Origin of the sequence: Consotaella aegiceratis, from assembly GCF_036541425.1 — a bacterium.
Lineage (GTDB): Bacteria > Pseudomonadota > Alphaproteobacteria > Rhizobiales > Rhizobiaceae > Consotaella > Consotaella aegiceratis.
Genome location: NZ_JAZHFT010000022.1, coordinates 40900 through 64517, shown reverse-complemented (window position 1 = coordinate 64517; position 23618 = coordinate 40900). Strand labels below are relative to the sequence as shown.

Genomic DNA, 23618 nt, shown 5'->3' with positions numbered 1-23618 from the left:
GGTCGATCGCGAAGCTTTTTCGACCATTCGAGAATGATCGGCCTCGCGGGCTCGTATCGCTGTTGTCGCTCAGGATATAGCCCTGACGAAGGCGAGATTGCCAGCCGAAAGACCGGCATCGACCGGGATCGCGGCTCCGGTGATGCCGGAGGCGGCCGGCGAGGCGAGAAACAGCACGGTCTCGGCCACTTCGGCCGGCGTCACCATGCGCTGCATCGGATAAAGCGCCGCGATGCGTCCTTCCAGGGCAGGGTCCTTGGCGATGCGATGGTCCCAGGCGGGCGTCCTGACCGAGCCGGGACAGACCGCGTTGGCGCGAATGCCGTCCGGTCCGAGTTCGACGGCGAGCGCCCGCATATAGGCCAGCAAGCCGGCCTTGGCCGCCGCATAGGCCGGGTTGCCATAATGCGCCAACGCGTTCACCGAGGCGACGAAGACGAAGGCGCCTGAGCCGCGCTCGCGCATCGGTCCGATCAGCGGCGTCGTCAGATGGCGCGTCCCGCTCAGATTGACGTTGAGTTCGAACGCCCACGCCTCCTCGTCCGTCTGGTCGAGCGTTTCGGCACGTGTGTATCCTGCATTGCCGACGAAGATGTCGGGCGGCCCGAACTCGGCTTCCATGGCCTCCGCCGCTTCGCGCGTTGCGTCGGCGTCCGCGAGATCGAAGGCACAGCGCGCGACGACGCCCGGGGAGGCCACCTGTTCGAGATCCTGCATATCCCTGTCGCAGAGGATCACCCGGGCACCCGCCGCCGCGAAGCGCTCCACGATCACCGAACCGATGCCGCCGCTCGCGCCGGTCACCATGACGAGGGAGTCCGCCAGAGCCTGCATTGCCGTCCGCTCCGTGGGTCGATTACGGGTCGCGACAGGGTGGCGGTGACGGCGGCAAAAGGCAATATGCGCGCGGTTCGCGCCACCGCCGATCGCGCGTCGGCGGATCAGTCCGCGCTGTCGGCCGATCGACAGGCGTGGTGCCCCTCCGGTGGTGGGCGGTCGCTGCCGGACCGTCGCGCCAGCCGCGCTTCGAAATCGTCAGCGAGATCGGCCATGGTGATGGAGGCGAGCGCCTCGCGGAATCGGATGCCGGCGGCTTCCAGGGCGGTATCGGTCGCGTCGTTGGCCGCCTGTTCCATCAGGCAGGTGGGAGCGTCGTTGGCGTTACCCAGCGCGAACAGGGTCGGCGAGCCCAGCGCTTCGTAAAGTCCGAGCAGCGTGATCTCAGACAGCGGCTTGGCCAGCGTCCAGCCGCCGCCATGCCCCTTGACCGAATGGAGATATCCCTTCTCGCGCAGGCCGGCCATCGTCCGCCGCACGACGGCGGAATTGGTGCCCAGCATCCTGCTCATCAGGTCCGACGTCGCGGGCTCCTCCATCCGGTCGAGATGGAGGAGGACGTGAAGAACCCGGGGCAGCCGGCTGTCATAGCGCATGAGCGAAGTCTCCGATCATCGAAGGATGATATAGCGCGCCGTCTCATGTAACAAAAGAGAGCACAAGAGATTGACGCCCGCAATATCATGTGTCATTTGAAGATACAAAACGGTGTGTGGCCAGGCCGCCGCCGCAAAGGGCGAAATCATGGTGCAATTGCAGGAGACAGGCGGCGCGGTCGGTGCGCGGCCAGGGCGCTGGGCCGCGGCGGCGGTCCTGTTTCTCGCCAGCTTCATGAACCTGGTCGACGTGACCATCGTCAACGTGGCGCTGCCGGCGATCCAGGCCGGGTCGGACGCCACGTCGACCGAACTCGAATGGGTGGCGGCGATCTACGTGCTGGCCTTCGCAGCCGGGCTGTTGCCGTCGGGGCGCTTCGGCGACATGGTCGGTCGCCGGCGGATCTTCGCGGTCGGCCTGGCCGGCTTCACCGTCAGCTCCGTCCTGTGCGGACTGGCGTCCGACATCGCCTTCCTGATCGCCGCGCGCGGGGTGCAGGGCCTCGCCGGCGCGATGATGGTGCCGCAGGTGCTCGCCATCCTGCACGTGATCTTTCCCGAGGAGGAAAAGAGCAAGGTGTTCGGCCTGTTTGCCATGGTCTCCAGCCTCGGCTCGGTCGCCGGCCCGGTGCTGGGTGGCGCGGTGATCTCCGCCGATCTCTGGGGGCTCGGCTGGCGTGCGATCTTCCTCATCAATCTGCCCTTGGGCATCGCCGCTCTGATCGGCACGATCCGGCTGGTTCCCGCCTTGCCGCCCGACGAGGACGTGCGGCCGGACTGGATGGGAATGGCGCTCTTCGCCTCTGCGATCGTGCTGCTCGTCCTGCCGCTGATCGAAGGCCGCAATTTCGGCTGGCCGTGGTGGAGCTTCGCCGCCATGGCGGCGTCGCTGGCGCTGGCTGGGTTCTTCCGCTCCTGGCAAGAGAGGAGGGCACGGCGCGGCAAGGCCCAGCTTCTGCCGGCGCGACTGCTCGCCAACCGCGACTTTCTCTCGGGGCTGGCGCTGGTGACGCTGCATTTTTCCGGCGCGCCAGGGCTCTTCCTGATCCTGGCGGTGTTCTTCCAGTCGGGCTTCCAGATGACACCGCTCCAGTCCGGACTGGCGACCGCACCCTTTCCCTTTGGCGTCATGCTCGCCTCGACGTTCGTCGGCCGCCTCGGCAGCCGCTTCTATCGAGGCCGCATCGCCCTCGGCGCGCTGTTCCTGGCGGTCGCCATGGTGCTCCTGAACCGGACCATCCGCGACGTCGGAGAGACGGTAGACCTGGTTCGGTTCGTCCCGCCGCTGCTCGTCGGCGGGCTGGGTATGGGCATCGCGGTGGCCGGCCTGTTCCAGTCGGTGCTCGCCTCGGTTTCGGCAGCGGATGCGGGCGCCGGATCGGGGGCGCTCCAAGCCTTCCAGCAGATCGGCGCGGTGCTGGGCATCGCCATCGTCGGCCAGATCTTCTTCGCGACGCTCGGCCCGGCTCCGCTCTTGAGCGACGCAGCCGCCGGCGCTGCCTTCATCGAGGCGGCCGCGACGGCCACCTGGTATCCGGCCGCCGTCTATGCCGGCATCGCGCTGGTCCTGACCCTTTCCCTCGCCATCAGCAGGAAGGCCTGATCCATGATCGAAGAGAATACCTCGGAACGCTTCTGGGAACGCCGTTATCAGGAGCAGTCGTCCACCAGTTCGGGACGGCCGTCTGCAGCCCTGACACGGTTCGTGGAGGGACGGGCGAGCGGCCGCGCGCTCGAACTCGGCTGCGCCAAGGGGGACGATGCGGTCTGGCTGGCCCGCCAGGGCTGGACCGTGACGGCCGTCGACGTGTCGCAGACGGCGCTCGGCTATGCGCGGAGCAACGCGGAAACCGCCGGCGTCGCCGACCGCATCCGCTTCGAGCGCCATGATCTCGGCCAGAGCTTTCCCGACGGGACGTTCGATCTGGTTACGGCCTGCTATCTCCAGTCGCCGGTCGAGTTTCCGCGCGCCGCCATCCTTCGCCGTGCCGCGGCCGCCGTGGCGCCGGGCGGCATGCTGCTGATCGCGACGCACGGCTCCGTGGCGCCCTGGTCGCGGAGCGATCCCAACACTGTCTTTTCGACGGCCGAGGAGGAGTTCGAGCAGCTAGATCTCGATCCCGAGGCCTGGGAGCGGGTCTTCGTCGGCAGTTCCGAGCGTGAGGCTCGCCATCAGGACGGCCGAACCGCGAAGGTGCTAGATATCGGCGTGGTGTTGACGCGCCGCTGAGCCGGGACGGTTCGCACCCGCCGGCAAGCCACGGTTGTTCGCATTCGCGCCGGCACGGTGCTATGTCCGGCGAACGGGGACGCTCGTCCCCCCAACGCGAACTCATGGATCAGATGCGATGAAGCAGGTCTTCGGCAAGGCTGCCGTTCCTCTGTCACCCGCCGTGCGAGCCGGCGACTTCATTTTCGTTTCCGGACAGACGCCGATCGGCGCCAATGGCGAGAATGTCGGCGGCACGATCGAGCAGCAGACCCGGCAGGTGCTGGAAAACGTCAAGGCGGCCCTGGCGCTGGCCGGTGCCGAGATGTCGGACGTGGTCAAGACCACCTGCTGGCTCGACGACGCGCGCGACTTCTCCGGCTTCAACCGCGTCTATGCCAGCTATTTCCAGCAGGAGCCGCCGGCCCGCACCACGGCCGAGTCGCGGCTGATGGCCGACATCAAGGTCGAGATCGAGGCGATCGCCTATAAGCCCCTGGCGGAGTAGGCCGGCTTCGATGCGCATCTTCACCGCCTCGCTCGCCACGGAAACCAACACGTTTTCGCCCGTGCCCACCGACCGGGCATCGTTCGAGGCGGCCTTTTATGCCGGTCCGGGCCAGCATCCGGACTGGCCGACGCTGTGCTCCTCGCCGGTGCCGATCCTGCGCCGGCGTGGCCATGCGGAAGGCTTCGAGGTGGTGGAGGGCACCGCCTGCTGGGCCGAGCCCGCCGGGCTGATCCAGCGCCAGACCTATGAAGGGCTGCGCGACGAAATCCTGGGCCAGATCCAGGCGGCGATGCCGGTCGACGGCGTCATCCTGGGCCTGCATGGCGCCATGGTGGCGCAAGGCTATAACGATCCCGAGGGGGACCTTCTGGAGCGCATGCGCGCCATCGTCGGACCCGACGTTCCGATCGCCTCCGAGTTCGACCCGCATTCGCACCTGACGGCCAAGCGCGTGGCCAATCTCGACGTGATGGCGGCATTTCTGGAATTCCCCCACACCGATTTCTTCGAGCGCGGCGAGCATCTGGTCGATCTCGGCCTGCGAACCGTGCGCGGCGAGATCAAGCCGGTCATCTCGACCTTCGACTGCCGGATGATCGACGTCTTTCCAACCAGCCGCGAGCCGATGCGCTCTTTCGTCGACCGCATCAAGGCGATGCAGGGCAGGGACGGTGTGCTGTCGGTCTCGGTCATCCATGGGTTCATGGCCGGCGACGTGGCGGCGATGGGAGCGCGGATCGTGGTCGTGACCAACGGCGACAAGGCGGCCGGCGACGAACTGGCCGAGCGCCTGGGCCGCGAGCTGTTCGCCATGCGCGGCCATACGGCCATGCCGATCCTCAAGGTCGAGGAGGGGCTCGATCACGTCGAGGCGCTGGTCGATGGCCGGCCGGACAAGCCGGTGGTGATCGCCGACATCTGGGACAATCCCGGCGGCGGCGTGGCCGGCGACGGCACGCATCTGTTGCGCCGCATGCGGGAGCGCGGCTTCGATCGGATCGGCCTCGCCGCGATCTGGGACCCGGTGGCGGTGTCCTTCGCCCATGCGGCCGGCGAGGGGGCGCGGATCAAGCTGCGCTTCGGCGGCAAATGCAGCGACATGTCGGGCGAGCCGATCGACGCGGAGGTGGAGGTCGTCCGGGTGGCGGACGAAGGCTGGCAGAGCTTCCGCGAAAGCCGGGTGACGCTCGGGCGCGCCGCGGTGGTACGCATCCTCGGCACCGAGATCGACGTGGTGCTGATCACCAGCCGCACCCAGACCTACGAGCCGGACATCTTTTCCAATCTCGGCGTCGATCCGTCGGCAAAGGCCGTGCTCCTGGTCAAGTCGACCAACCATTTCCATGCCGGCTTTGCCCCTGTGGCGTCAGAGATCGTCTATATCGATGCGCCGTCGACCTATCCGAGCGATCCCCGAACCACGGCCTATGCGAAGCTCGAACGGCCGATCTGGCCGCGGGTCGACGATCCCTTCGCCTGAGCGGTCGGCCTCCGGCGGCGGGTCTGGCATTTCGATTGGCCCACCCGCCGAAGGGTGATAGAGCCGAAGGGTGTTGGCCTGCCGACGCGGGGCGCATGGCGCGGAGGCGGCCGCTGATCCAGGGCCTGGGAGGGCCGATTGCCAATGCCGAACGATACGATCGCAAGCGCCGAGATCGAGACGCTGCTCGACGCGATGACGCTGGACGAGCAGGTTTCGCTGCTGTCGGGCGAGGATTCCTGGTCGCTGCCGGCGATCGAGAGGCTGAATATCGGCAAGTTGCGGGTGACCGACGGCCCCAATGGCGCGCGGGGCTTCGGATCGGTGTTCGGCGGCGTGAAGTCTGCCTGCTTCCCGGCCGGCATCGCGCTCGGCGCCACCTGGAACGTCGAACTGGTCGAGGAGGTTGGCGCCGCGCTGGCCAACCAGGCCAGGGCGAAGGGCGCCCACATGCTGCTGGCGCCGACCGTCAACATCCACCGCTCGGTGACCAATGGGCGCAATTTCGAATGCTATTCGGAGGATCCGATCCTCACCGCCGAGCTGGCGACGGCCTACATCAGGGGCCTGCAGGCGAACGGCATCGGCGCGACCGTCAAGCACTTCGTCGGCAACGAGTCGGAGATCGAGCGCGCCACCATCTCCTCGGTCATCGACGAGCGCGCCCTGCGCGAAATCTATCTGATCCCGTTCGAATGGGCGGTGAAGGCGGCCGGCAGCTGGGGCATCATGACCTCCTACAACCGGTTGGACGGCACCTACACTTCGGAGCACCCCTGGCTGCTCGGCGAGGTGCTGCATGGCGACTGGGCCTATGACGGCGTGGCGATGTCGGACTGGTTCGGCTCGCACTCGACCGCGCCCACCGTCAATGCCGGGCTCGACCTGGAGATGCCCGGACCAACCCGCGACCGTGGCGCCAAGCTGGTCGAAGCGGTGAAGGCCGGTGCCGTGTCCGATGCGACGATCCGGGCACGGGCCCGCGCGGTCCTCACTGTCATGGCGCGCACCGGCGCGCTGCACGACCTCGAACAACGCGAGGAGCGTACCGAGGACCGGCCGCAGGACCGCGAGTTGATCCGGCGGGCGGGCGCCGAGGCCTGCGTGCTTCTGAAGAACGAGGCGCTGCTGCCGCTGTCGGGCGGCGTCACGGTTGCGGTGATCGGCCCGAACGCCAAGACCGCCCAGATCATGGGCGGCGGCAGTGCGCAGCTCAATCCCATCCACCGGGTGAGCCCCTGGGATGGTCTGGTTGCTGCGCTCGGCGAGCCCCGTCTGCGTTATGCGCCGGGCTGCACCAACCATCGCTGGGAACCGCTGCTGACGGGCCGGCTGCGTGTCGACTATTTCGCCAACACCGACTGCTCGGGCGAGCCGGTCTATTCCGAAACGGCGGCCGAGGCGCTCGCCTTCTTCACCGACGCCATCGCCGGCGGCAAGGTCGACCCGGACCGCTTCTCGGTTCGGCTGACGGCGACCTATACGCCCGATGCGAGCGGGGCCTACCGCGTCGGTCTGGCTGCCGCCGGCTATGCCAAGGCCTATGTCGACGGCGTGCTGGTCGCGGATGCCGCGACCGGCTGGCGCCGCGGCCGCACCTTCTTCGAAGAGGGATGCGACGAGGTCGTCGGCATCGTCGAGATGGAGGCGGGGCGCGCCTACGAGATGGTGATGGAATTCGCGACCAAGGACCACGTCATCCACAACATCGCCGCCTATCGCCTCGGCGTCGGGCTGCCGATGGACGAGGAAGCGATCGCCGAGGCCGCCGCACAGGCGGCTGCGTGCGACGTCGCGATCGTCTGCGTCGGGCGCAATGGCGAGTGGGACACCGAGGGCAGCGACCTCGACGACATCGCGCTGCCGGGCCGGCAGGACGCCCTGGTGGCGGCCGTGGCCAGGGCCAATCCGAAGACGGTCGTGGTGTTGCAGACCGGTGGACCGGTGGAGATGCCGTGGCTCGACGGCGTCGCAGCCGTGCTGGAAGCCTGGTATCCGGGGCAGGAAGCCGGCCATGCCATCGCCGACGTGCTGACCGGCAAGGCTGAGCCTTCGGGTCGGCTGCCGCAGAGCTTCCCGGCCCGATGGGCCGACAATCCGACCCATACGGACGATCCCAAGGTCTATCCGGGCGAGGACGGCGAGGTGGTCTATGGCGAAGGCCTGTTCATCGGCTACCGGCATTACGACCGCGCCGGCATCCAGCCTCTGTTCCCCTTCGGCTTCGGGCTCGGCTATGCCCGCTTCGAGCTGTCGGACCTGGCGGTCGATGCCGGCCGTTTCGAGAGCGACGGCGCGGTCTCCGTGGCGCTCGACGTGACGAATACGAGCGAACGGGCCGGCGCCTGCGTGGTCCAGCTTTATGTCGCGCCGGACAGCCCGACGGTGGAACGGCCGGAGAAGGAGCTGAAGGCCTTTGCCAAGGTGGCGCTCGATCCCGGCCAGTCGAAGACGGTGAGGCTGGCGCTCGATGCCCGCGCCTTTGCCTATTTCGACGGGGGAGCCCGCCAATGGGTCGTCGAGCCGGGCCGCTATGCGATCCGCCTCGGCACCGACGCGGCGACGCTGCCTTTGTCGAAGACCATCAGCCGGACCACGCGGATCGAGCTGAAACCGTAGCCGGTGGGGCGGCTGACGACGATCGACGTCTCGGCAGGACTGCCGCTTCTTTCGCGCGCGGGATGGCTTGCAGACCCATCCCGGCCGTCCCTCCGGCCGATTGCGATTTGTGACTTGATGTTGGGCTTCAGCGCTCCTTCAACGCGGCAATGAGAGCTCTGAGCGCCGGGGGAACTTGGCGGCGGCTTGAATGATAGAGGTGGCAGCCCGGAAACATCGGGCACCATTCCGCGAGCACCTGGACAAGCCGGCCGGTCGCGATGTCTTCGGCGACGTCGTGCTCCATCAGATAGCCAAGCCCCGCACCCGCCCGCACGGCCGCTGCCGCGAGATGGCGTTCGTTGACGACGAGCGACCCGTCCGGCCGAATGTTGATGTCACGGCCATCGTGCTCGAACTCCCAGGGCAGAAGTCCTCCGCTCGATTTGAGACGGTAGTTGACGCAGAGGTGGCGATCGAGCTCGAAGGGCGTCGCCGGCTTTGGATAGCGCTCGAAATAATCCGGCGTTGCCACGAGCACGGTGCGCAGGTCCGGGCCGATGCGCACGGCGATCATATCCTTTTCCACGCCCTCGCCGAAGCGAATACCGGCGTCGAAACCGGCCGCGACGATGTCGGTCAGGTTGTCGTCGACGTCGACCTCGACGTTCACGCCCGGGTTGGCCAGGAGAAAGCCAGGAAGTTTGGGCTCCAGAATTGTCTGCGCGGCGTAGGCGAAGGTGGTGATCCGCACCGTCCCCGACGGCGCCTCGCGCCAATCGGCCAGGGCGGCGAGGCCGTCCTCGATCTCGGCCAGTGCCGGCGCCAGTGACCGAAGCAGGCGTTCGCCGGCGTCGGTGGGCGCGACGCTGCGTGTGGTGCGGGCCAGGAGACGGACGCCGAGCCGTTGTTCCAGGCCGCGTATCGCATGGCTGAGCGCCGATGGCGACATGGAAAGCTGCGCCGCCGCTCGGGTGAAGCTGCGTTCGCGGGCGATCGCCGCGAACGCCAAGAGATTGTTGAGCTCTCCTCTTTGCATTGCTGCATGCTGCTCATAAGCCCATGCGAAGTTCAATGGCTAATGTTCGAGGTTTGGAGCGGTTAGGTCTCAGACGGTTGCCGCATCCTGGCGGCAGAGTTGCATGGAGACGACGGATGGACCTCACCCACTATCGCACCCTCGGCCGATCGGGACTGCTCGTCAGCCCGCTGGCGCTCGGGACGATGACCTTCGGAGCCGGACGTTGGGGCACCGATGCAAAGAGCTCGCGGGCCGTGTTCGATGCCTATGTGGAGGCCGGCGGCAACTTCGTGGATACCGCCGACATCTATTCGTCCGGGCGTAGCGAGGAGATGCTCGGCGCTTTCGTTACGGACGCCGGCCTGCGCGACAGACTCGTCATTGCGACGAAAGCCGGATTCCCGCGACAGCCAGGAAATCCGCAAGCCGGCGGCAACGGCGCCAAGAACCTTCGCCTCGGGCTCGAATCCTCCCTGAGGCGCCTGCGGACCGACTATGTCGACATGTACTGGGTCCATGTCTGGGACCGGGTCACGCCGGCCGAGGAGGTGCTTCAGACGCTCGCCGATGCCGTGAGAGCCGGCAAGATCCTGCATTACGGTTTCTCCAACGCGCCGGCCTGGTACGTCGCCAAGATCGCGACTCTCGCCAAGGCTCACGGCCTGCCGGTGCCGATCGGGCTTCAGTATCAGTATTCGCTGGTCGACCGGGGCGTCGAATTCGAGATTCTGCCGGCGGGCCGGGAATTCGGTCTCGGTCTCGTGCCCTGGAGCCCGCTGGGAGGGGGATTGCTCACCGGCAAATATGGGCGCGACATGCTGACCCAGGCCGGCCGTGCGGCAAGGGTGCCGAACGAGGGCGCATCGACGGATCTCGAAGGCGGCCAGAGCGACGGACGCCTGAACGGCGACAATCCTTTTGGAGGCATGCTCTTTACGCCGCGCAACTTCGACATCGTGGATGTCCTGCGCGTCGTGGCGGAGGAGGTCGGTCGCTCTCTGGCCGAAGTCGCGCTGGCCTGGGTCGGCACCCGTCCAGGGGTCTCTTCGGTCCTGATCGGCGCAAGTCGGCCGGAGCAGATGAAGCAGAATGTCTCCTCGCTCGATATCGAATTCAGCCCCGATCAGCGCGAGCGACTGGAGATCGCCAGCGCATTGCCGACGATCAATCCGTATTTCATCTTCCAGCTACCGCCCGAAATGCGGTTTGGGGTGCCTTCGGTCGAGCCCTGGGAGGGACGCGCGGCGTAGCGATCAGCGCGTCGCCACGCCGGTCGGCGTCGCGATTCGTGGATAATAGTCCGAGGCATCGAGCGAGGAGGGACGCCCGGCGAGGCCCAGGCTTGTTTCCTCCGCCGGCGTCTCGGCGATGACCTGGCCGCGCCGGATGACAAAGAGGCGGCGGGCACGCAGCCGGATCGCCTCGACCGGATCGTGCGCCTGGAGCATCACCAGGTCGGCATTGCAGCCGACCTCAAGGCCGTATCCTTCCAGATGCATGACCTTGGCGGGGCCAGTGGTCACGGCGTCGAAGCAGTGCGCCATCGCCTCGCGGCTGGTCATCTGGCCGACGTGCAGCGCCATGTGCGCGACGTCCAGCATGTCGGCGCCGCCCAGCGAGTACCAGGGATCCATGCAGCAATCCTGGCCGAAGGCGACGTTGATGCCGAGGCTCAGCATCTCCGGCACGCGGGTCATGCCCCGGCGCTTCGGATAGGTGTCGTGGCGGCCCTGGAGCACGATGTTGATCAGCGGATTGGGGATCGCGTGGACCTGCGCTTCGGCGATCAGCGGCAGGAGCTTGGAGACGTAGTAATTGTCCATGGAGTGCATGGAGGTCAGGTGCGAACCGGCGACGCGGCCCTGGAGGCCCAAGCGCTGGGTCTCGTAGGCCAGCGTTTCGATGTGGCGCGACAGCGGATCGTCGCTCTCGTCGCAATGCATGTCGACCATCAGGCCACGCCCGGCGGCGATTTCGCACAGCGCCGTGACGCTCGCCGCGCCGTCGGCCATGCTGCGCTCGAAATGCGGAATGCCGCCGACGATGTCGACGCCCTTGTCGAGCGCTCGCTTCAGGTTTTCCGCTGCCGTCGGCGAACGGAAATAGCCGTCCTGCGGGAAGGCGACGAGCTGCAGGTCGAGATAGGGCGTGACTTGTCGCTTCACCTCCAGCAGCGCGTCGACAGCGGTCAGCCGGTCGTCGCAGATGTCGACATGGCTGCGCACCGCGAGCAGCCCTTTCGACACCGCGAGATCGCAATAGCGCAGCGCCCGCTCGATCACCGCTTCGGGCGTGAGCAGCGGCTTCAACTCGCCCCAGAGCGCGATGCCTTCGAGCAGGGTGCCGGAGACGTTCATGCGTGGCTGGCCGAGCGACAGCGTCGCATCCATGTGGAAGTGGCAGTCGACGAAGGGCGGTGAGACCAGCCGCCCCGTCGCGTCGATCACCCGGCCGGCCTCGCCCTGAATGTTCGTCTCGACCGCGACGATCTTGCCGCCCGCGCAGGCGATGTCGATGCCGGTGCGGCCATCGGGGAGGGTCGCGTTCTTGACGAGGAGGTCGAAGGACATCAGCGTTCCTCCTTGCGGAACGGCACGAGCAGGGCGGCGGGCGCGCGGGCGTTGCGCGAGACGAGCGCCATGGCGACGATGGTCATGACGAAGGGCAGCATCAAAAAGACCTGATAGGGCAGGTGCAGCACGTTGTTCGCCTGGAGCCGCAACTGCAAGGCTTCGAGCGCCGCGAAGAGCAGCGCGCCGGCGGCGCAGCGCCAGGGGCTCCACAGGCCGAAGACGACGAGCGCGATCGCCACCCAGCCGCGCCCGGAGACGACGCCGAAGGTGAAGGCGTTGAACTGCGAGATCGACAGAAACGCGCCGGCGATCCCCATCAGCCCGCTGCCGATGATCAGAGCCTGCGTGCGCATGCCCCAGACGCTGACGCCGGCTGCATCGGCCGCGCGGGGATTCTCGCCGACGGTGCGAAGGTCGAGGCCCCAGGGCGTGCGATAGAGCAGCCAGGCCGTCGCCGGCACCGCCAGAAGCGCGAGATAGGTCAGCGGCGATTGCGCAAAGAGGATCGGGCCCACGACCGGCATGTCCGACAGGCCGGGGATCGCTAGCGGCTGGAACGGCACGACGTTGGGCGGCGAGGCCGGCTGGCCGAAGATCAGCCGGTAGAGATAGAAGGCGAGGCCGGTGGTGAGCAGCGTCGTGCCGATGCCCGAGACGTGCTGGCTGACGCCGAGCACGACCGCCAGGAATGTCATCAGCAGGCCGGCGACCATGCCGACGGCCAACGCTGCGGCAACGCCGAGCCAGAGGCTGCCGGTGAAATAGGCGCCGGTGAAGCCGGCCATGGCGCCGAGCAGCATGGTGCCCTCGATGCCGAGATTGAGGACGCCCGAGCGCTCGCAATAGAGTTCGCCGAGCGTCGCCAAGAGCAGTGGCGTCGAGATGCGGATCAGCGCGGCGAAGAAGCCGGCATCGAACAGGCTGGCGAGAAGGTCCATCAGCCGGCCTCCACTGTGGAGGTCGAAGCGGGCCGCGCGATGCGCAGCCGGTAGACGGCGAAGAGCCGCCCGGCGACCATGGTGACCAGCGCCACGCCCTGGATCACGTCGGCCAGATAGATCGGCACGCCGGTCGAACGCGCCATGGTGCCGGCGCCGTTGAAGATGACGGCGAAGAACAGGGCGGCGGGAATGGCGCCGAGCGGATTAAGCTCTGCCAGCGTCGCCACGACGATGCCGGCATAGCCGTAGCCGGAGGTGATGTCGGCTGTCACCTGAAAGCGCACGCCGCCCACTTCGCCGGCCCCGGCCAGCCCCGCCAGGGCGCCGGAGATCAGCGCCGCCACCAGGATCACGCGCTCGACTTTGATGCCGGCATAGGCGGAGGCGGCCGGATTGTGTCCGACGGCGCGAATCTTGAAGCCGAGCGTGGTGCGGGCGACCATCCAGGTGGCGGCAAGTGCGGCGAGAAGCGCCAAAAGCACGCCGAGATGGACGTGAACGAAGGGCAGGAAGGGAAACTCCGCTTCCATGCGAATCGACGGGGCGTTGGGATAGCCACTCCCGTCGCGCCAGGGGCCTTCCAGCAGCGCAGTCACGCCATAAAGCATGATGAAGTTGAGAAGGAGCGTGGTGACGACGTCGTCGACCTTGAGCTTCACCTTGAGGAGCGCTGGCAACAGCGCCCAGAGCGCACCGAAGACCGCGGCACCCATCACCATCAGGGGCACCAGGCTGAAGGCCGGCAGCCAAGCGCGCTCGCCGATGTAGCAGGCGGCGACCGCGCCGGCCATGAGCTGGCCCTCGGCACCGATGTTCCAGAACTTGGCGCGGAAGGCGACGGCGACGGCGAGCCCGGTGAAGAGCAGGGGCGCCGCCTTCACCAGCGTATCCTGGACGTCGTAGCCGGAACGGAAGGTCGAGAAGAGCAGCAGCCGATAGGCCTCGATCACGTTGGCGCCGGAGAGCGCCACCAGGCCCGAGCACAGGATCAGCGTGACGATCACCGCGCCGATCGGGATGGCGATCTGCAGAGCTAGCGGCGTCTCCTGCCGCCGTTCGAGCCGGAAGCGGATCATGCGGCCTGCTCCTCGACGCCCGCCATCAGCAGGCCGATGCGCTCGACGCTCGCCTCGGCCATGGGCATCTCGGCCAGGATGCGCCCATCATACATGACCGCGATGCGGTCGGAGAGGGCGAACAGCTCCTCCAGGTCCTCGCTGATCAGCAGCACGCCGCCGCCTCGCGCGCGCAGATCGAGAAACTGGCCGTGAATGAATTCGGTGGCGCCGACATCGATGCCGCGCGTCGGCTGAGCCGCCAGAAGGATGCGCGGGTCGTTGGCGATCTCGCGAGCGAGCAACGCCTTCTGCAGATTGCCGCCGGAGAGGTTGCCGGTCCGCGCCTCCGGGCCGGAGGTGCGGATATCGAAACGGTCGATCTGTCGCCGGGCGAAATCGCGGATCGCGGCGCGGTCGAGCAGGCCGCGCCGGCTGAACGGCGCCGCGTCGATCCAGGGCAGCGCCATCGACTCGGCGAGCGGCATCGCCCCGATCATGCCGGTGGTTAGCCGATCCTCCGGCACTCGGCCGATCTTCGAGGCCTGCATCCGCTTGGGCGAAGGATGCTCCACGACCGCGCCGTCGACCGAGACCGTGCCGCTTGTCGGCGCGAGTACGCCGGCCACTACGTCGGCCAGTTCGCGCTGGCCGTTGCCCGAGACGCCGGCGATGCCGACGATCTCGCCGGCACGAAGCGTCAGCGAGACATCGCGGAGCGCCAGATGGCCCTCGCCGGAGGTCGAAACACGGTCGAGCGAGAGCAGCGGCGCGCCGAGGGCGATGGCCGGTTTTGCCGGCGGCGCCAAGTCGCGCCCGCACATCAGCCGCGCCAGTTCGGGCTTCGACAGGCCGCCGTCGTTCGGTCGCTCCGCCACGACCCTGCCGTGGCGCATGACGAGAATGTCGGAGGTGATTTCAAGGACCTCGCCGAGCTTGTGCGAGATGAAGATGACGCCGATGCCGCGCGCCGTCATCGAGCGCAGCGCACGGAACAGCCCGTCCGTCTCGCGCGGCGTCAGCGTCGCCGTCGGCTCGTCGAGCACCAGGATGCGCGCGCCGCGCACCAGCGACTTGGCGATCTCGACGCGCTGCTGTTCGCCGACCGAAAGGTCGCCGACCAGCCGGTTCGGGTCGAGCGTCAAATGATAGTCGGCACCGATCTGCTTCAGGCGCTCGGTGGCCACGGCCCGCGACAGCCGGCCGTCGGGGCCGGATTTTCCGACGATCAGGTTCTCCAGGACGGTGTGGCGGGGCACCAGCTGAAAGTGCTGGTGCACCATGCCGATGCCGTAGTTCAGCGCGTCGGCCGAATTGCGGATGGCGACCGGTCGCCCTTCCACCTCGATCGTTCCCGCATCGGCCGCGTAGGTGCCGAAGAGGATGTTCATCAAGGTGGTCTTGCCCGCTCCGTTCTCTCCCAGCAGCCCGAGGATGCCGCCGGCGCGGAGCGTCAGATCGACATCGGCGACGGCCTGGACGGGGCCGAAGCGCTTGGAGATGCCGCGCATCGAAACGAGCGGCGCGGTGGAGGATGGGGCGGATGATGTCATGGCGTCATGGGACTGTCGCCCTTGCCGAGGCACGACCAAACCCGTTCCGTGAGGCGGCCTCGCAGAACGGGTCGGACACTGGGGCCGCTGCGAAGGGTGAGCTTGGAGATTGCCGGCCTACTCCGAAACCGGCGTCGATTCGTCGACCGGCACGCGGAAGTCGCCGGCCATGATCGCCGCCTCCTTGTCCTTCACCATCTGCATGGCGTCGGCCGGCAGCTTCTCTTCCCAGCCATGGAAGGGCGCGAGCGTGGCGCCGCCCTTGGCCATGAAGGAGAAGGTTCCGTAGTCCTGCGCGGTGTAGACGTCGGCCTTCACCTGCTTGATCGCCGTCTCGATGGTCGGCGTCATGTCCCAGACCGGGCCGGTGATCACCGTGTCGGGCGCGAGCTCAGACTGGTCCGACATGTTGGAGATGGCGTAGACGCCCTTCTCCTTCGCCGCCTCGATGACGCCGAAGCGCTCGGCATAGACCACGTCGACGCCCGCATCGATCTGCGCCAGAGCGGCTTCCTTGGCCTTCGGCGGATCGAAGAACGAGCCGATGAAGGTGACCTTGCATTTGACCTCGGCGTTCACTTCCTTGGCGCCGGAGCAGAAGGCGTTGGTGAGGCGGGCGACCTCGGGAATATCCATCGCCGCGACCGTGCCGATCATGTTCGACTTGGTCATCTTGCCGGCGATCATGCCCGACAGGTAGGCCGGCTCGTGGATCCAGTTGTCGAAGACCGAGAAGTTCGGGTCGGCCGGGCCCTGTCCTGAGCCCATGACGAAGGCGACGTCGGGAAACTCGCGCGCCACGCGCCGGGCGATGTCCTCGGCGGCGAAGGCGTCGCCGGTGATGAACTGGTAGCCGTCGCGGGCGAACTCGCGCATCACGCGCGGATAATCGGAGGAGGAGACGCTTTCCGCCCACTTGTAGTCGACGTCGAGATCGTCCTGCGCCTTCAGCATCGCCTCATGGATCTGGTTGACCCAGGGTTCCTCGATCGGGGTCGAGAAGATCGCCGCAACCTTCATCTTCTCCTGCGCCACGGCGCCCGAGGCCGCGGAAACGGCAAACACCGCAGCAGCCGCCAGCTGCAGAACAGTGCGCCGTCCAAAGGTGCCGGCCCGGCGGGCCTCCAGCTTCTCGATCCCCGATGCCATACGCCTCTCCTTGTCGATTTCCCCAGCGGAATGGGATTGCCGGTGAAGCTTAGGAGGAGCCGCGAGACTTTGTCCATATGCGGAGGAGGGCAGGCCGTGTCTATTTATGACGCACGCAACCGAATGATGCAGATGAGAGCGCAGCCGGCAAAGCGGCCGAATGCGGCCACCTCGTTCATCCTGGTTCCAGGCTATTCTCGCCAACCGTCTGAAAGTCCGAAGTTCATCGGGACATGGCCGGAGGCGTCGGCCGCTGGAGGCAGGCGGTTGCCGGGCGTTCGAGGCGGCCGGTCGACGACGGAACGGACAACCGATGCGCGATCGGGCCGGTCCGATCAGATGTGGAGATCTCGATCCGACAGGAAAAAGGCCGACGAAGGCGCCCAAAACGTAAGGCGTTTTCGTCGGCCGTCTGCGTCTGGGGGAGGCGGGGCGAGCCGTCGGATCGCGCCAGACAGCGCTTACGCTGATTTCCTGGCGACGACACGAGGCGCGGGTGCGGCACCGCCGCTGGTGCTGAACCGCCGCATCAGGTCCGCCAGTTGGCGAGTTTCCGACATCAGGTTCTGTGCCGCCGCCGTCGTTTCCTCGACCATCGCCGCGTTCTGCTGGGTGACCTTGTCCATCTGATCGGCGGCTGTCGAGACCTCCTTCAGCGTGGTCGCCTGTTCGCTGGCATTCTGGGCGATCTCGCTGACCACGCGGCTCATGGCGCGGACCTGCTCGACGATCTCCTCCAGGCTCTTGCCCGACGCCGCCACCAGTTCGACGCCGTGTCCGACCTCCTCGTTCGAGGTCGAGATCAATGCCTTGATCTCCTTGGCGGCTTCGGCCGAGCGCTGGGCCAGCGCGCGCACTTCCTGCGCGACGACGGCAAAACCCTTGCCGGCTTCGCCGGCGCGGGCCGCCTCGACGCCGGCGTTCAGGGCGAGGAGATTGGTCTGGAAGGCGATTTCGTCGATCACGCCGATGATCGTGCCGATCTTGTGCGACGAGTCCTCGATCCTGTTCATCGCGATGGTCGCCTCGGAGACGATGGCACCGCCCTTCTCGGCGTTCTGGAGCGCTGTCGTCGCCGTGTTTTTGGCCTTGGTCGCTTCCGCCGCCGTGCCGTTGATGCCGCGCGAGACTTCGGACAGGGCGGCAACGGTCTGTTCCAGATTGGCGGCCTGCTGCTCGGTCCGCTCGGACAGGTCCGATGCAGCCGTGCCGATCTCGTTCATGCCTTCGCCGATGGTGCCGGAGGCGTGCTTCACCTGCCGCATGGCGTCTTCCAACGTGTCGAGTGCCTTGTTGAAATCGACGCGCAACTGATCGAGCTCGGGCGGCAGGCTGTGGCCGATGCGGCGTTCCAGGTGCCCTTGAGCCAGATCGCTCAGGGCCTCACCCACTTCCGTGACGGCGGCCACGCGCTCGGTGACGTCGGTCGCGTATTTCACCACCTTCATTACCGTGCCATGGCTGTCGAGGATCGGGTTGTAGGAGCCCTGGATCCAGACTTCGCGGCCGCCCTTGCCGATGCGCTTGTATTCGCTGGACTGGTAGCGGCCGGCCCTGAGCTCCTCCCAGAATGTCCTGTAGTCGGCGCTGTCCCGGTGCGCTGGCTCGACGAACATGCTGTGATGCTTTCCGACGATCTCGGAAAGTTGATAGCCCAGGGTCTTGAGGAAATTTTCGTTGGCATGGACGATCGTGCCGTCGATCTTGAATTCGATCACGGCCTGGGAACGGCCCACCGCCTCGATCTGGCCGGTGTAGTCCTGATTGAGCAGGCGTTCCTTCGCATCGGCCCATTCCACCACGAAGCCGAGAGTGCGTGACCCCTCCCGCAACGGCGTGACCACCAGATCGAAGGTCCAACTGCCGACCTTGATCGTCGCGTTGTGAGGCGTTTGCAGCGCGGCCAGCATGCCGCGCTGATGGCTCGGGTTCTTGTGAAAGACGTCGATATTGCTGCCGACCAGCGTCGCGACGCTGAAGTTGGGAAGCTCTTTTTTCAGCTCGTGCTCGGCGTCCTTGAGCAAGGTCTGCAGCGTCGGGTTGAGATAGATGATGCGCAGATCGTGGTCGGCAATCATCACGTTGGTACGCAGGGCGCACAGCGCATGAAGCTTATGCGACGTGTGATTGCTTTTCAGGAAGCCGAGCGACATGGGTGTCCTCACTCTGGAACGGGCACGACATCCGGCTGATCTGACTGCAAGTTGAATTCCGGATTAAATATCAACTTGAGAAGGTGTTTCCACCAAACCTCCTCCTGCTTAAACGCCAAGTCGTAAAACTACATTTAATCCGGGCCAATTGGATATCAGTACTTATTAAGTATTGTTCTTATGCGTGTTAATAAGTAAGGGTTACAATTTTTCAGCTGGACATGTTGGCAAAGAGCCCGACGACGGGCGCCATTCATCGCGGATTTCGGGACGGGCGGAGCAGCAGCTTCGCATAGCCCCCGGCAAATCCCAGAAAGGCGGCGGTCCAGGCGAGACCCGCGATATCGATGACGTGGAGATAGAGGCCGCCGGCGTAAGGCGCAGCGACCCGGGCGACGGTCGCCACCAGCACCAGGACGAACAGCACCACCTCGAAGGCGCCGGCCGTCAGCGGCCGGCCGGAATGGCCGCGGCTCGCCCGTGCCATGACGGCGAGCGTCATCAGACCGAAGGTGCCGGCCGTCCAAAGATGCAGCGCTGCCGCGGGTTCGACGATCGCGGGAGCAAGGATCGCGGCGCCGACGGCGACGAAACCGAGCGGAACGGTGGCATAGGCGCCGTGAAGCACCATGAGCAGTGGTTCGGCCCGGGTCGCCCAACCGCGCCAGCGCGCCAAGCGTGCGGCGTTCGATACGCCGGCGGCGAGCAGGACGGCGGCGCTGATCGCCGAGCCTGGCGGGGCGGTCCAGAGAGCCAGGGCCAGGATGGAGACGATCATGCTTGCGGCATCGACGGTCGAAAACGGTGCCGGAAAGTGCGTGGCTCCGCGCGCCTTCAGCCAGTTGCGCGTGAAAGCCGGGATGATTCGTCCGCCGATCAGCATGACCAGCACGAGGATGAGAGCGATGCCGGCCCGGATGCTGACATCGGCGACGCCGGTCGCTGCGACTTCCAGGTGAAAGCCGAGATCGGCGAGCGCGATCAGGCCGATCAGGGCGACGACGCGCAAGTTTCGAAAATTGCCGGCGGCCACGACCTCGCGTCCAAGAACCAGGGCCAGCGCCGGCAGGAAAAGCAGGTCGACCACCGCCGCCGGACCAAGTCCGATCCAGGCCGATACCGAGGTCGCGATCCGACCCGCCAGCCAGATCAGAACCAGGGTCAGAAGCAGGCCGCCCGAGACGGGCCTGCGCCCGGTCCAGTTGCTCACCGCCGTCAGCGTGAAACCGGCGGCGATCGCCGGAAGCGCACCGAACAGCATCGTATGGACGTGCCAGTCGCGCGGGACGAACGCGGTCGGCAGCTCCAGGCCGGTGATGACGAAAAGCCAGATCAGCACCGGCAAGGCCATCGCCAGGGCGCCGAGAAGGAAGAACGGACGAAAGCCGTAGGAAAGCCAGAAAGGCCAATCGAAGCGGGCGGGGGGCGTGGTCTTGGTCATCGCGCGATGCTGATGCGACGGCCAAAGGGCTTCTTTGTTCGGCGACAAAGTGCGATGAACCACTCCAGAATGGATGGCCGTTTCGCCGCGATCGCTCGCCCGGCGGATCGGCCTTCGTCCGACCCCGCCAAGCGTGGAGATGACATGAAGCCCGGCAAGCTGGATCGCTCTCTCGTCAAGGATCTCGCCGTCTTTCACTCGCTGCCGGACGAGAATCTCGACGCCATCCTGGCGCTTGCATCGGTGCGGCGTCTGCCGTCCGGCACAACGGTGTTCAACCAGGGCGACCGCGCGGCCGAATTCTTCGCGCTGCTCAACGGCCATCTGAAGGTCGTCCAGACCACGCCGGACGGCCAGCAGGTGGTGGTCCGCCACGTGAATCCGGGAGAAATCTATGGGATCGCGCGGGCGATCGGGCAGACCGAATATCCCGGCACGGCGACGGCGGTGGCCGAGAGCCTGACCTTGGCATGGCCGATGAACCAGTGGGATTTCCTCGTCGCCCGCTGTCCGGCACTCGCCGTCAATACGCTGGCCACGGTCGGCCAGCGCTTGCAGGACGCCCATGCGCGCATTCGCGAGCTTTCGACCGAGGAGGTGGAGCGCCGTGTCGCCCATGCGCTTCTGCGTCTCGTCAAGCAGGCGGGCAAGCCGACGGACGACGGCGTCCTCATCGATTTTCCGATCACCCGCCAGGACGTCGCCGAGATGACGGGCACGACGCTGCACACCGTCAGCCGGATCCTGACTGCATGGGAGGCGAGGGGGCTGGTATCGAGCGGCCGCAAAAAGATCGTCGTCTGCGATCCGAACGGGCTCGTCGCCCTGGCGGACGCCGCGGAATGAAGCGCCCGGCGGCAGCCGGTGGGGAAGAGGCATGACAGCGCTGGATCGCCACGAACTGGTCGACGAACTGGACCGCAGGGCCGGCACCGCCCAGCGCCTACTGGTGGCCATCGCCGGGCCGCCGGGCAGCGGCAAGAGCACGCTCGCCGAATGGCTGCGCGATCGTCTCAACGAACGCCGGGCGCAGCTCGCCGAGATCCTGGCGATGGACGGTTTCCACTACGACGACCGGGTGCTGGAGGCGGCGGGTGAACGGGCGCGCAAGGGCGCGCCCCACACCTTCGACGTGGACGGGCTGGCGGCGACGCTCGAGCGCCTGCATCGCAACGACGGCCGCGACGTGGCCGTGCCGGTGTTCGATCGCGAGATCGAAATCGCGCGGGCCGGCGCACGGATCATTCGGGCCGGCGTGCGCATCGTCGTCGTCGAGGGCAACTATCTGTTGCTGGACGATCCCGCCTGGGCGCCGCTGCGGCGCTTTTTCGCCATGACCGTGATGCTCGACGTGCCGGAACCCGTGCTCGAGGCGCGGCTGACGCAGCGCTGGCTCGGCTTCGGCTATGGCCCGGACGCCCTGCGCGACAAGATGGAAGGCAACGACATGCCCAATGTTCGCCTGGTGCAGGGCCACAGCGTTCCGGCGGACTATACCGTGGGCGAGCGGTAGCCGCAGTGTGCGGCCATCGGTCGGGGCCATCGGCTTTCGGCCCGTTCCGTCTGGACGTTTCTGCGGCACTTGCGCATAGAGACAGGCGGTTCGTGCCGGCGAGAAGCACCGGATTTCGACCAGCCATGAGGGGGAGCCCGTGACCATCGTCGTCTTCGGCAGCATCAATGTCGACATCACAGCCTATGCGCCGCGCCTGCCGCGCCCGGGCGAAACGGTGCATGGCGACAGCTACGCGGTCAGCCTGGGCGGCAAGGGTGCCAATCAGGCCGTGGCGGTCGCTCGGCTCGGCGCCGAGGTGGCTCTCGCCGGCCGCACCGGCGTCGATACCTTCGGCACGCTGGCGCGCGAACGCCTGACGGCCTTCGTCGTAGGGCTGGACCACCTGATGGCTGATCCCGCCAATCCGACGGGGATCGCGGCGATCGGTGTCGACGCCAAGGCCGAGAACTGCATCACCGTGGTCGGCGGCGCCAACATGGCGGTCGACGAGACCGACGTGAAGCGGCTGGACACCGTGCTTGCCGGTGCCCAGGTCCTGCTTCTGCAACTGGAGGTCCCGCTGGCGCCGGCCTTGCAGGCGGCCGAACGGGTGCGCGCCGCGGGGGGCATCGTGGTCCTCGACCCGGCCCCGGCACCGGAGGCGACCTTTCCCGACGACGTATGGCGCACCGTCCATGCCATGACGCCGAACGAATCCGAGACCGAAGCCCTGGTCGGCATCCGGCCGGTCGACCCACCGTCGGCGGCGCGCGCCGCTGCCGCCATGATCGAGCGCGGCCTTGCCATGGCGGTCGTCAAGATGGGCGCCGGCGGCGTCTATTGGCGCTCGGCCGACGGCGAGGGCCACGTTCCCACCTTCCCGGTAACGCCGATCGATACGGTGGCGGCGGGCGACTGCTTCAATGGCGGCCTTGCCGTCGCGCTGGCGCGCGGCGACCGCCTGGAGGACGCCGTGCGCTTCGCCTCGGCCTGTGGCGCTCTGGCGACCACCAAGCGCGGCGCCTCGGATGCCGCGCCGACGCTCGACGAAGTGAGTGCGCTGTTGGAAGCCAATCCGGAACACTAACCGTCCGGCGGGAACTTCTCGAACTGGGGCAGGTCGTCGGTGATGGCGAACCAATTCGCCTTCGAGCCGACGAAGATATGCATCGAGGGCCGGATCGACGGCGTGTCGACCAGCGTGCCCATCGCCACGTGCGCGTAAGCACCGTCGCGAACGACGGAATAGAGAAGCGAACCGCACGTGGCGCAGTGGACATCGTGCGCTCCGTCCCTGTCGCCATAGGTCGTGATGCGGTCGTGACCGTCGACGAGGCGGAGTTCTTCGATCCTGACCCCTGCAAAAGCCTTGAAGGCGGAGCCAGTGGCGCGGCGGCACTGGGAGCAATGACAGTTCGCCGCGTATTCGAACCGGTCAGACACGTCGTAGCCGACGGCTCCGCACTGGCATTGGCCAGCCAGTCGGCCAACGATGACTTGCTCTTTGTCCGGCAACGCGCTCAACCCGCCGCAGCCTGCTCCAGCTCGGCGACGTCGATCTTTTTCATCGACATCATCGCCTCCATGACGCGCTTCGCCTTGGCCGCGTCCGGACCGGAAAGGAGTTCGGGCAGACGGCGCGGCACGATCTGCCATGACAAGCCGAACTTGTCCTTCACCCAGCCGCATTGCTCCTTCTCGGGATGATGCGAGAGGGCGGCCCAGTAGCGGTCGACTTCCGCCTGGTCCTCGCAGTCGATCGACAGCGAGATCGCTTCGTTGAAGGCGGTGAAGGGGCCACCGTTCAGGGCCAGGAAGCTGCGGTCGGCGAGCGTGAAGTTGACCGTGAGCACGTCGCCCTCCTTACCGGCGGGGTAGTCGGCGGGCGAGCGCGTGATGCTGTCGATCGAGGACTCGGCGAAAAGGTCGACATAGAAGCGCGCGGCCTCCTCGCCGTTGCCGTCGAACCAGAGGCAGATGGTGAGTTTTTCCATCGACTGATTGTC

The 23618-nt window shown here is 66.9% G+C and carries 21 protein-coding genes; 9 read left to right on the top strand and 12 right to left on the bottom strand.

Annotation, left to right across the window (positions count from 1 at the left end):
- Positions 1–69: 69 nt before the first annotated feature.
- On the bottom strand, positions 70–834 hold the full coding sequence (locus SMD10_RS15325) for an SDR family oxidoreductase (RefSeq protein ID WP_331686592.1): 765 nt from the start codon (positions 832–834) through the stop codon (positions 70–72).
- Positions 835–941: 107 nt separating this feature from the next.
- Positions 942–1433, bottom strand: coding sequence for an Rrf2 family transcriptional regulator (locus SMD10_RS15320; RefSeq protein WP_331686591.1), 492 nt, complete (start codon positions 1431–1433; stop codon positions 942–944).
- A gap of 148 nt (positions 1434–1581) precedes the next feature.
- Here SMD10_RS15320 and SMD10_RS15315 point away from each other — a divergent pair, with 148 nt between their 5' ends.
- The 5 genes from SMD10_RS15315 to SMD10_RS15295 all read left to right on the top strand — a co-directional run bounded on the left by SMD10_RS15315 (position 1582) and on the right by SMD10_RS15295 (position 8252).
- Positions 1582–3036, top strand: a complete 1455-nt coding sequence (locus SMD10_RS15315; protein ID WP_331686590.1) for an MFS transporter — start codon at positions 1582–1584, stop codon at positions 3034–3036.
- Positions 3037–3039: 3 nt separating this feature from the next.
- Positions 3040–3663: a class I SAM-dependent methyltransferase gene (locus SMD10_RS15310; protein WP_331686589.1), complete on the top strand. Its 624-nt coding sequence runs from the start codon at positions 3040–3042 to the stop codon at positions 3661–3663.
- 118 nt (positions 3664–3781) lie between these two features.
- Positions 3782–4150, top strand: coding sequence for a RidA family protein (locus tag SMD10_RS15305; RefSeq protein WP_331686588.1), 369 nt, complete (start codon positions 3782–3784; stop codon positions 4148–4150).
- 10 nt (positions 4151–4160) lie between these two features.
- Positions 4161–5633: a M81 family metallopeptidase gene (locus tag SMD10_RS15300; RefSeq protein WP_331686587.1), complete on the top strand. Its 1473-nt coding sequence runs from the start codon at positions 4161–4163 to the stop codon at positions 5631–5633.
- A 144-nt stretch (positions 5634–5777) separates the two neighbouring features.
- A complete protein-coding gene (locus SMD10_RS15295) occupies positions 5778–8252 on the top strand; it encodes a beta-glucosidase (RefSeq protein ID WP_331686586.1) in 2475 nt (824 codons plus the stop codon).
- Positions 8253–8379: 127 nt separating this feature from the next.
- On the opposite strand, the gene SMD10_RS15290 is transcribed toward SMD10_RS15295, so the two are convergent.
- A complete protein-coding gene (locus SMD10_RS15290; protein ID WP_331686584.1) occupies positions 8380–9270 on the bottom strand; it encodes a LysR family transcriptional regulator in 891 nt (296 codons plus the stop codon).
- 116 nt (positions 9271–9386) lie between these two features.
- Here SMD10_RS15290 and SMD10_RS15285 point away from each other — a divergent pair, with 116 nt between their 5' ends.
- Positions 9387–10502 (top strand): aldo/keto reductase, encoded by a 1116-nt coding sequence (locus SMD10_RS15285; RefSeq protein WP_331686583.1) that lies wholly within the window; start codon positions 9387–9389, stop codon positions 10500–10502.
- 3 nt (positions 10503–10505) lie between these two features.
- Here the strand turns inward: SMD10_RS15285 and SMD10_RS15280 are convergent, their stop codons facing one another.
- The 7 genes from SMD10_RS15280 to SMD10_RS15250 form a co-directional block, all read right to left on the bottom strand.
- Positions 10506–11822 carry an amidohydrolase family protein gene (locus SMD10_RS15280; RefSeq protein WP_331686582.1) on the bottom strand — a complete coding sequence of 439 codons (1317 nt, stop codon included), beginning with the start codon at positions 11820–11822 and terminating at the stop codon, positions 10506–10508.
- Entirely contained in the window at positions 11822–12766 is a 945-nt protein-coding gene (locus tag SMD10_RS15275; protein ID WP_432757255.1) for an ABC transporter permease, read from the bottom strand. The genes SMD10_RS15280 and SMD10_RS15275 overlap by 1 nt, the downstream gene beginning before the upstream one ends.
- A complete protein-coding gene (locus SMD10_RS15270; RefSeq protein WP_331686580.1) occupies positions 12763–13842 on the bottom strand; it encodes an ABC transporter permease in 1080 nt (359 codons plus the stop codon). The genes SMD10_RS15275 and SMD10_RS15270 overlap by 4 nt, the downstream gene beginning before the upstream one ends.
- Positions 13839–15374: an ABC transporter ATP-binding protein gene (locus tag SMD10_RS15265; RefSeq protein WP_331686579.1), complete on the bottom strand. Its 1536-nt coding sequence runs from the start codon at positions 15372–15374 to the stop codon at positions 13839–13841. Before SMD10_RS15265 ends, SMD10_RS15270 begins: the two co-directional genes overlap by 4 nt.
- 117 nt (positions 15375–15491) lie before the next feature.
- Complete coding sequence (locus SMD10_RS15260) at positions 15492–16523, bottom strand: BMP family protein (protein WP_331686578.1); 1032 nt, start codon at positions 16521–16523, stop codon at positions 15492–15494.
- Positions 16524–16984: 461 nt separating this feature from the next.
- On the bottom strand, positions 16985–18676 hold the full coding sequence (locus SMD10_RS15255) for a methyl-accepting chemotaxis protein (RefSeq protein ID WP_331686577.1): 1692 nt from the start codon (positions 18674–18676) through the stop codon (positions 16985–16987).
- 253 nt (positions 18677–18929) lie between these two features.
- Positions 18930–20117 carry an NnrS family protein gene (locus SMD10_RS15250; protein WP_331686576.1) on the bottom strand — a complete coding sequence of 396 codons (1188 nt, stop codon included), beginning with the start codon at positions 20115–20117 and terminating at the stop codon, positions 18930–18932.
- A gap of 144 nt (positions 20118–20261) precedes the next feature.
- Here SMD10_RS15250 and SMD10_RS15245 point away from each other — a divergent pair, with 144 nt between their 5' ends.
- The 3 genes from SMD10_RS15245 to rbsK all read left to right on the top strand — a co-directional run bounded on the left by SMD10_RS15245 (position 20262) and on the right by rbsK (position 22699).
- On the top strand, positions 20262–20963 hold the full coding sequence (locus tag SMD10_RS15245) for a Crp/Fnr family transcriptional regulator (protein ID WP_331686575.1): 702 nt from the start codon (positions 20262–20264) through the stop codon (positions 20961–20963).
- 31 nt (positions 20964–20994) lie between these two features.
- Entirely contained in the window at positions 20995–21630 is a 636-nt protein-coding gene (locus SMD10_RS15240; RefSeq protein ID WP_331686573.1) for a nucleoside triphosphate hydrolase, read from the top strand.
- Positions 21631–21769: 139 nt separating this feature from the next.
- Positions 21770–22699: a ribokinase gene (gene rbsK, locus SMD10_RS15235; RefSeq protein WP_331686572.1), complete on the top strand. Its 930-nt coding sequence runs from the start codon at positions 21770–21772 to the stop codon at positions 22697–22699.
- Here the strand turns inward: rbsK and SMD10_RS15230 are convergent.
- Positions 22696–23106, bottom strand: coding sequence for a GFA family protein (locus SMD10_RS15230; RefSeq protein WP_432757254.1), 411 nt, complete (start codon positions 23104–23106; stop codon positions 22696–22698). The two genes, rbsK and SMD10_RS15230, sit on opposite strands and share 4 nt — an antisense overlap.
- 26 nt (positions 23107–23132) lie before the next feature.
- The gene (locus tag SMD10_RS15225; protein WP_331686570.1) at positions 23133–23606 is read right to left on the bottom strand and encodes a VOC family protein; all 474 of its coding nucleotides are present in this window, start codon (positions 23604–23606) and stop codon (positions 23133–23135) included.
- Positions 23607–23618 lie beyond the last annotated feature (12 nt).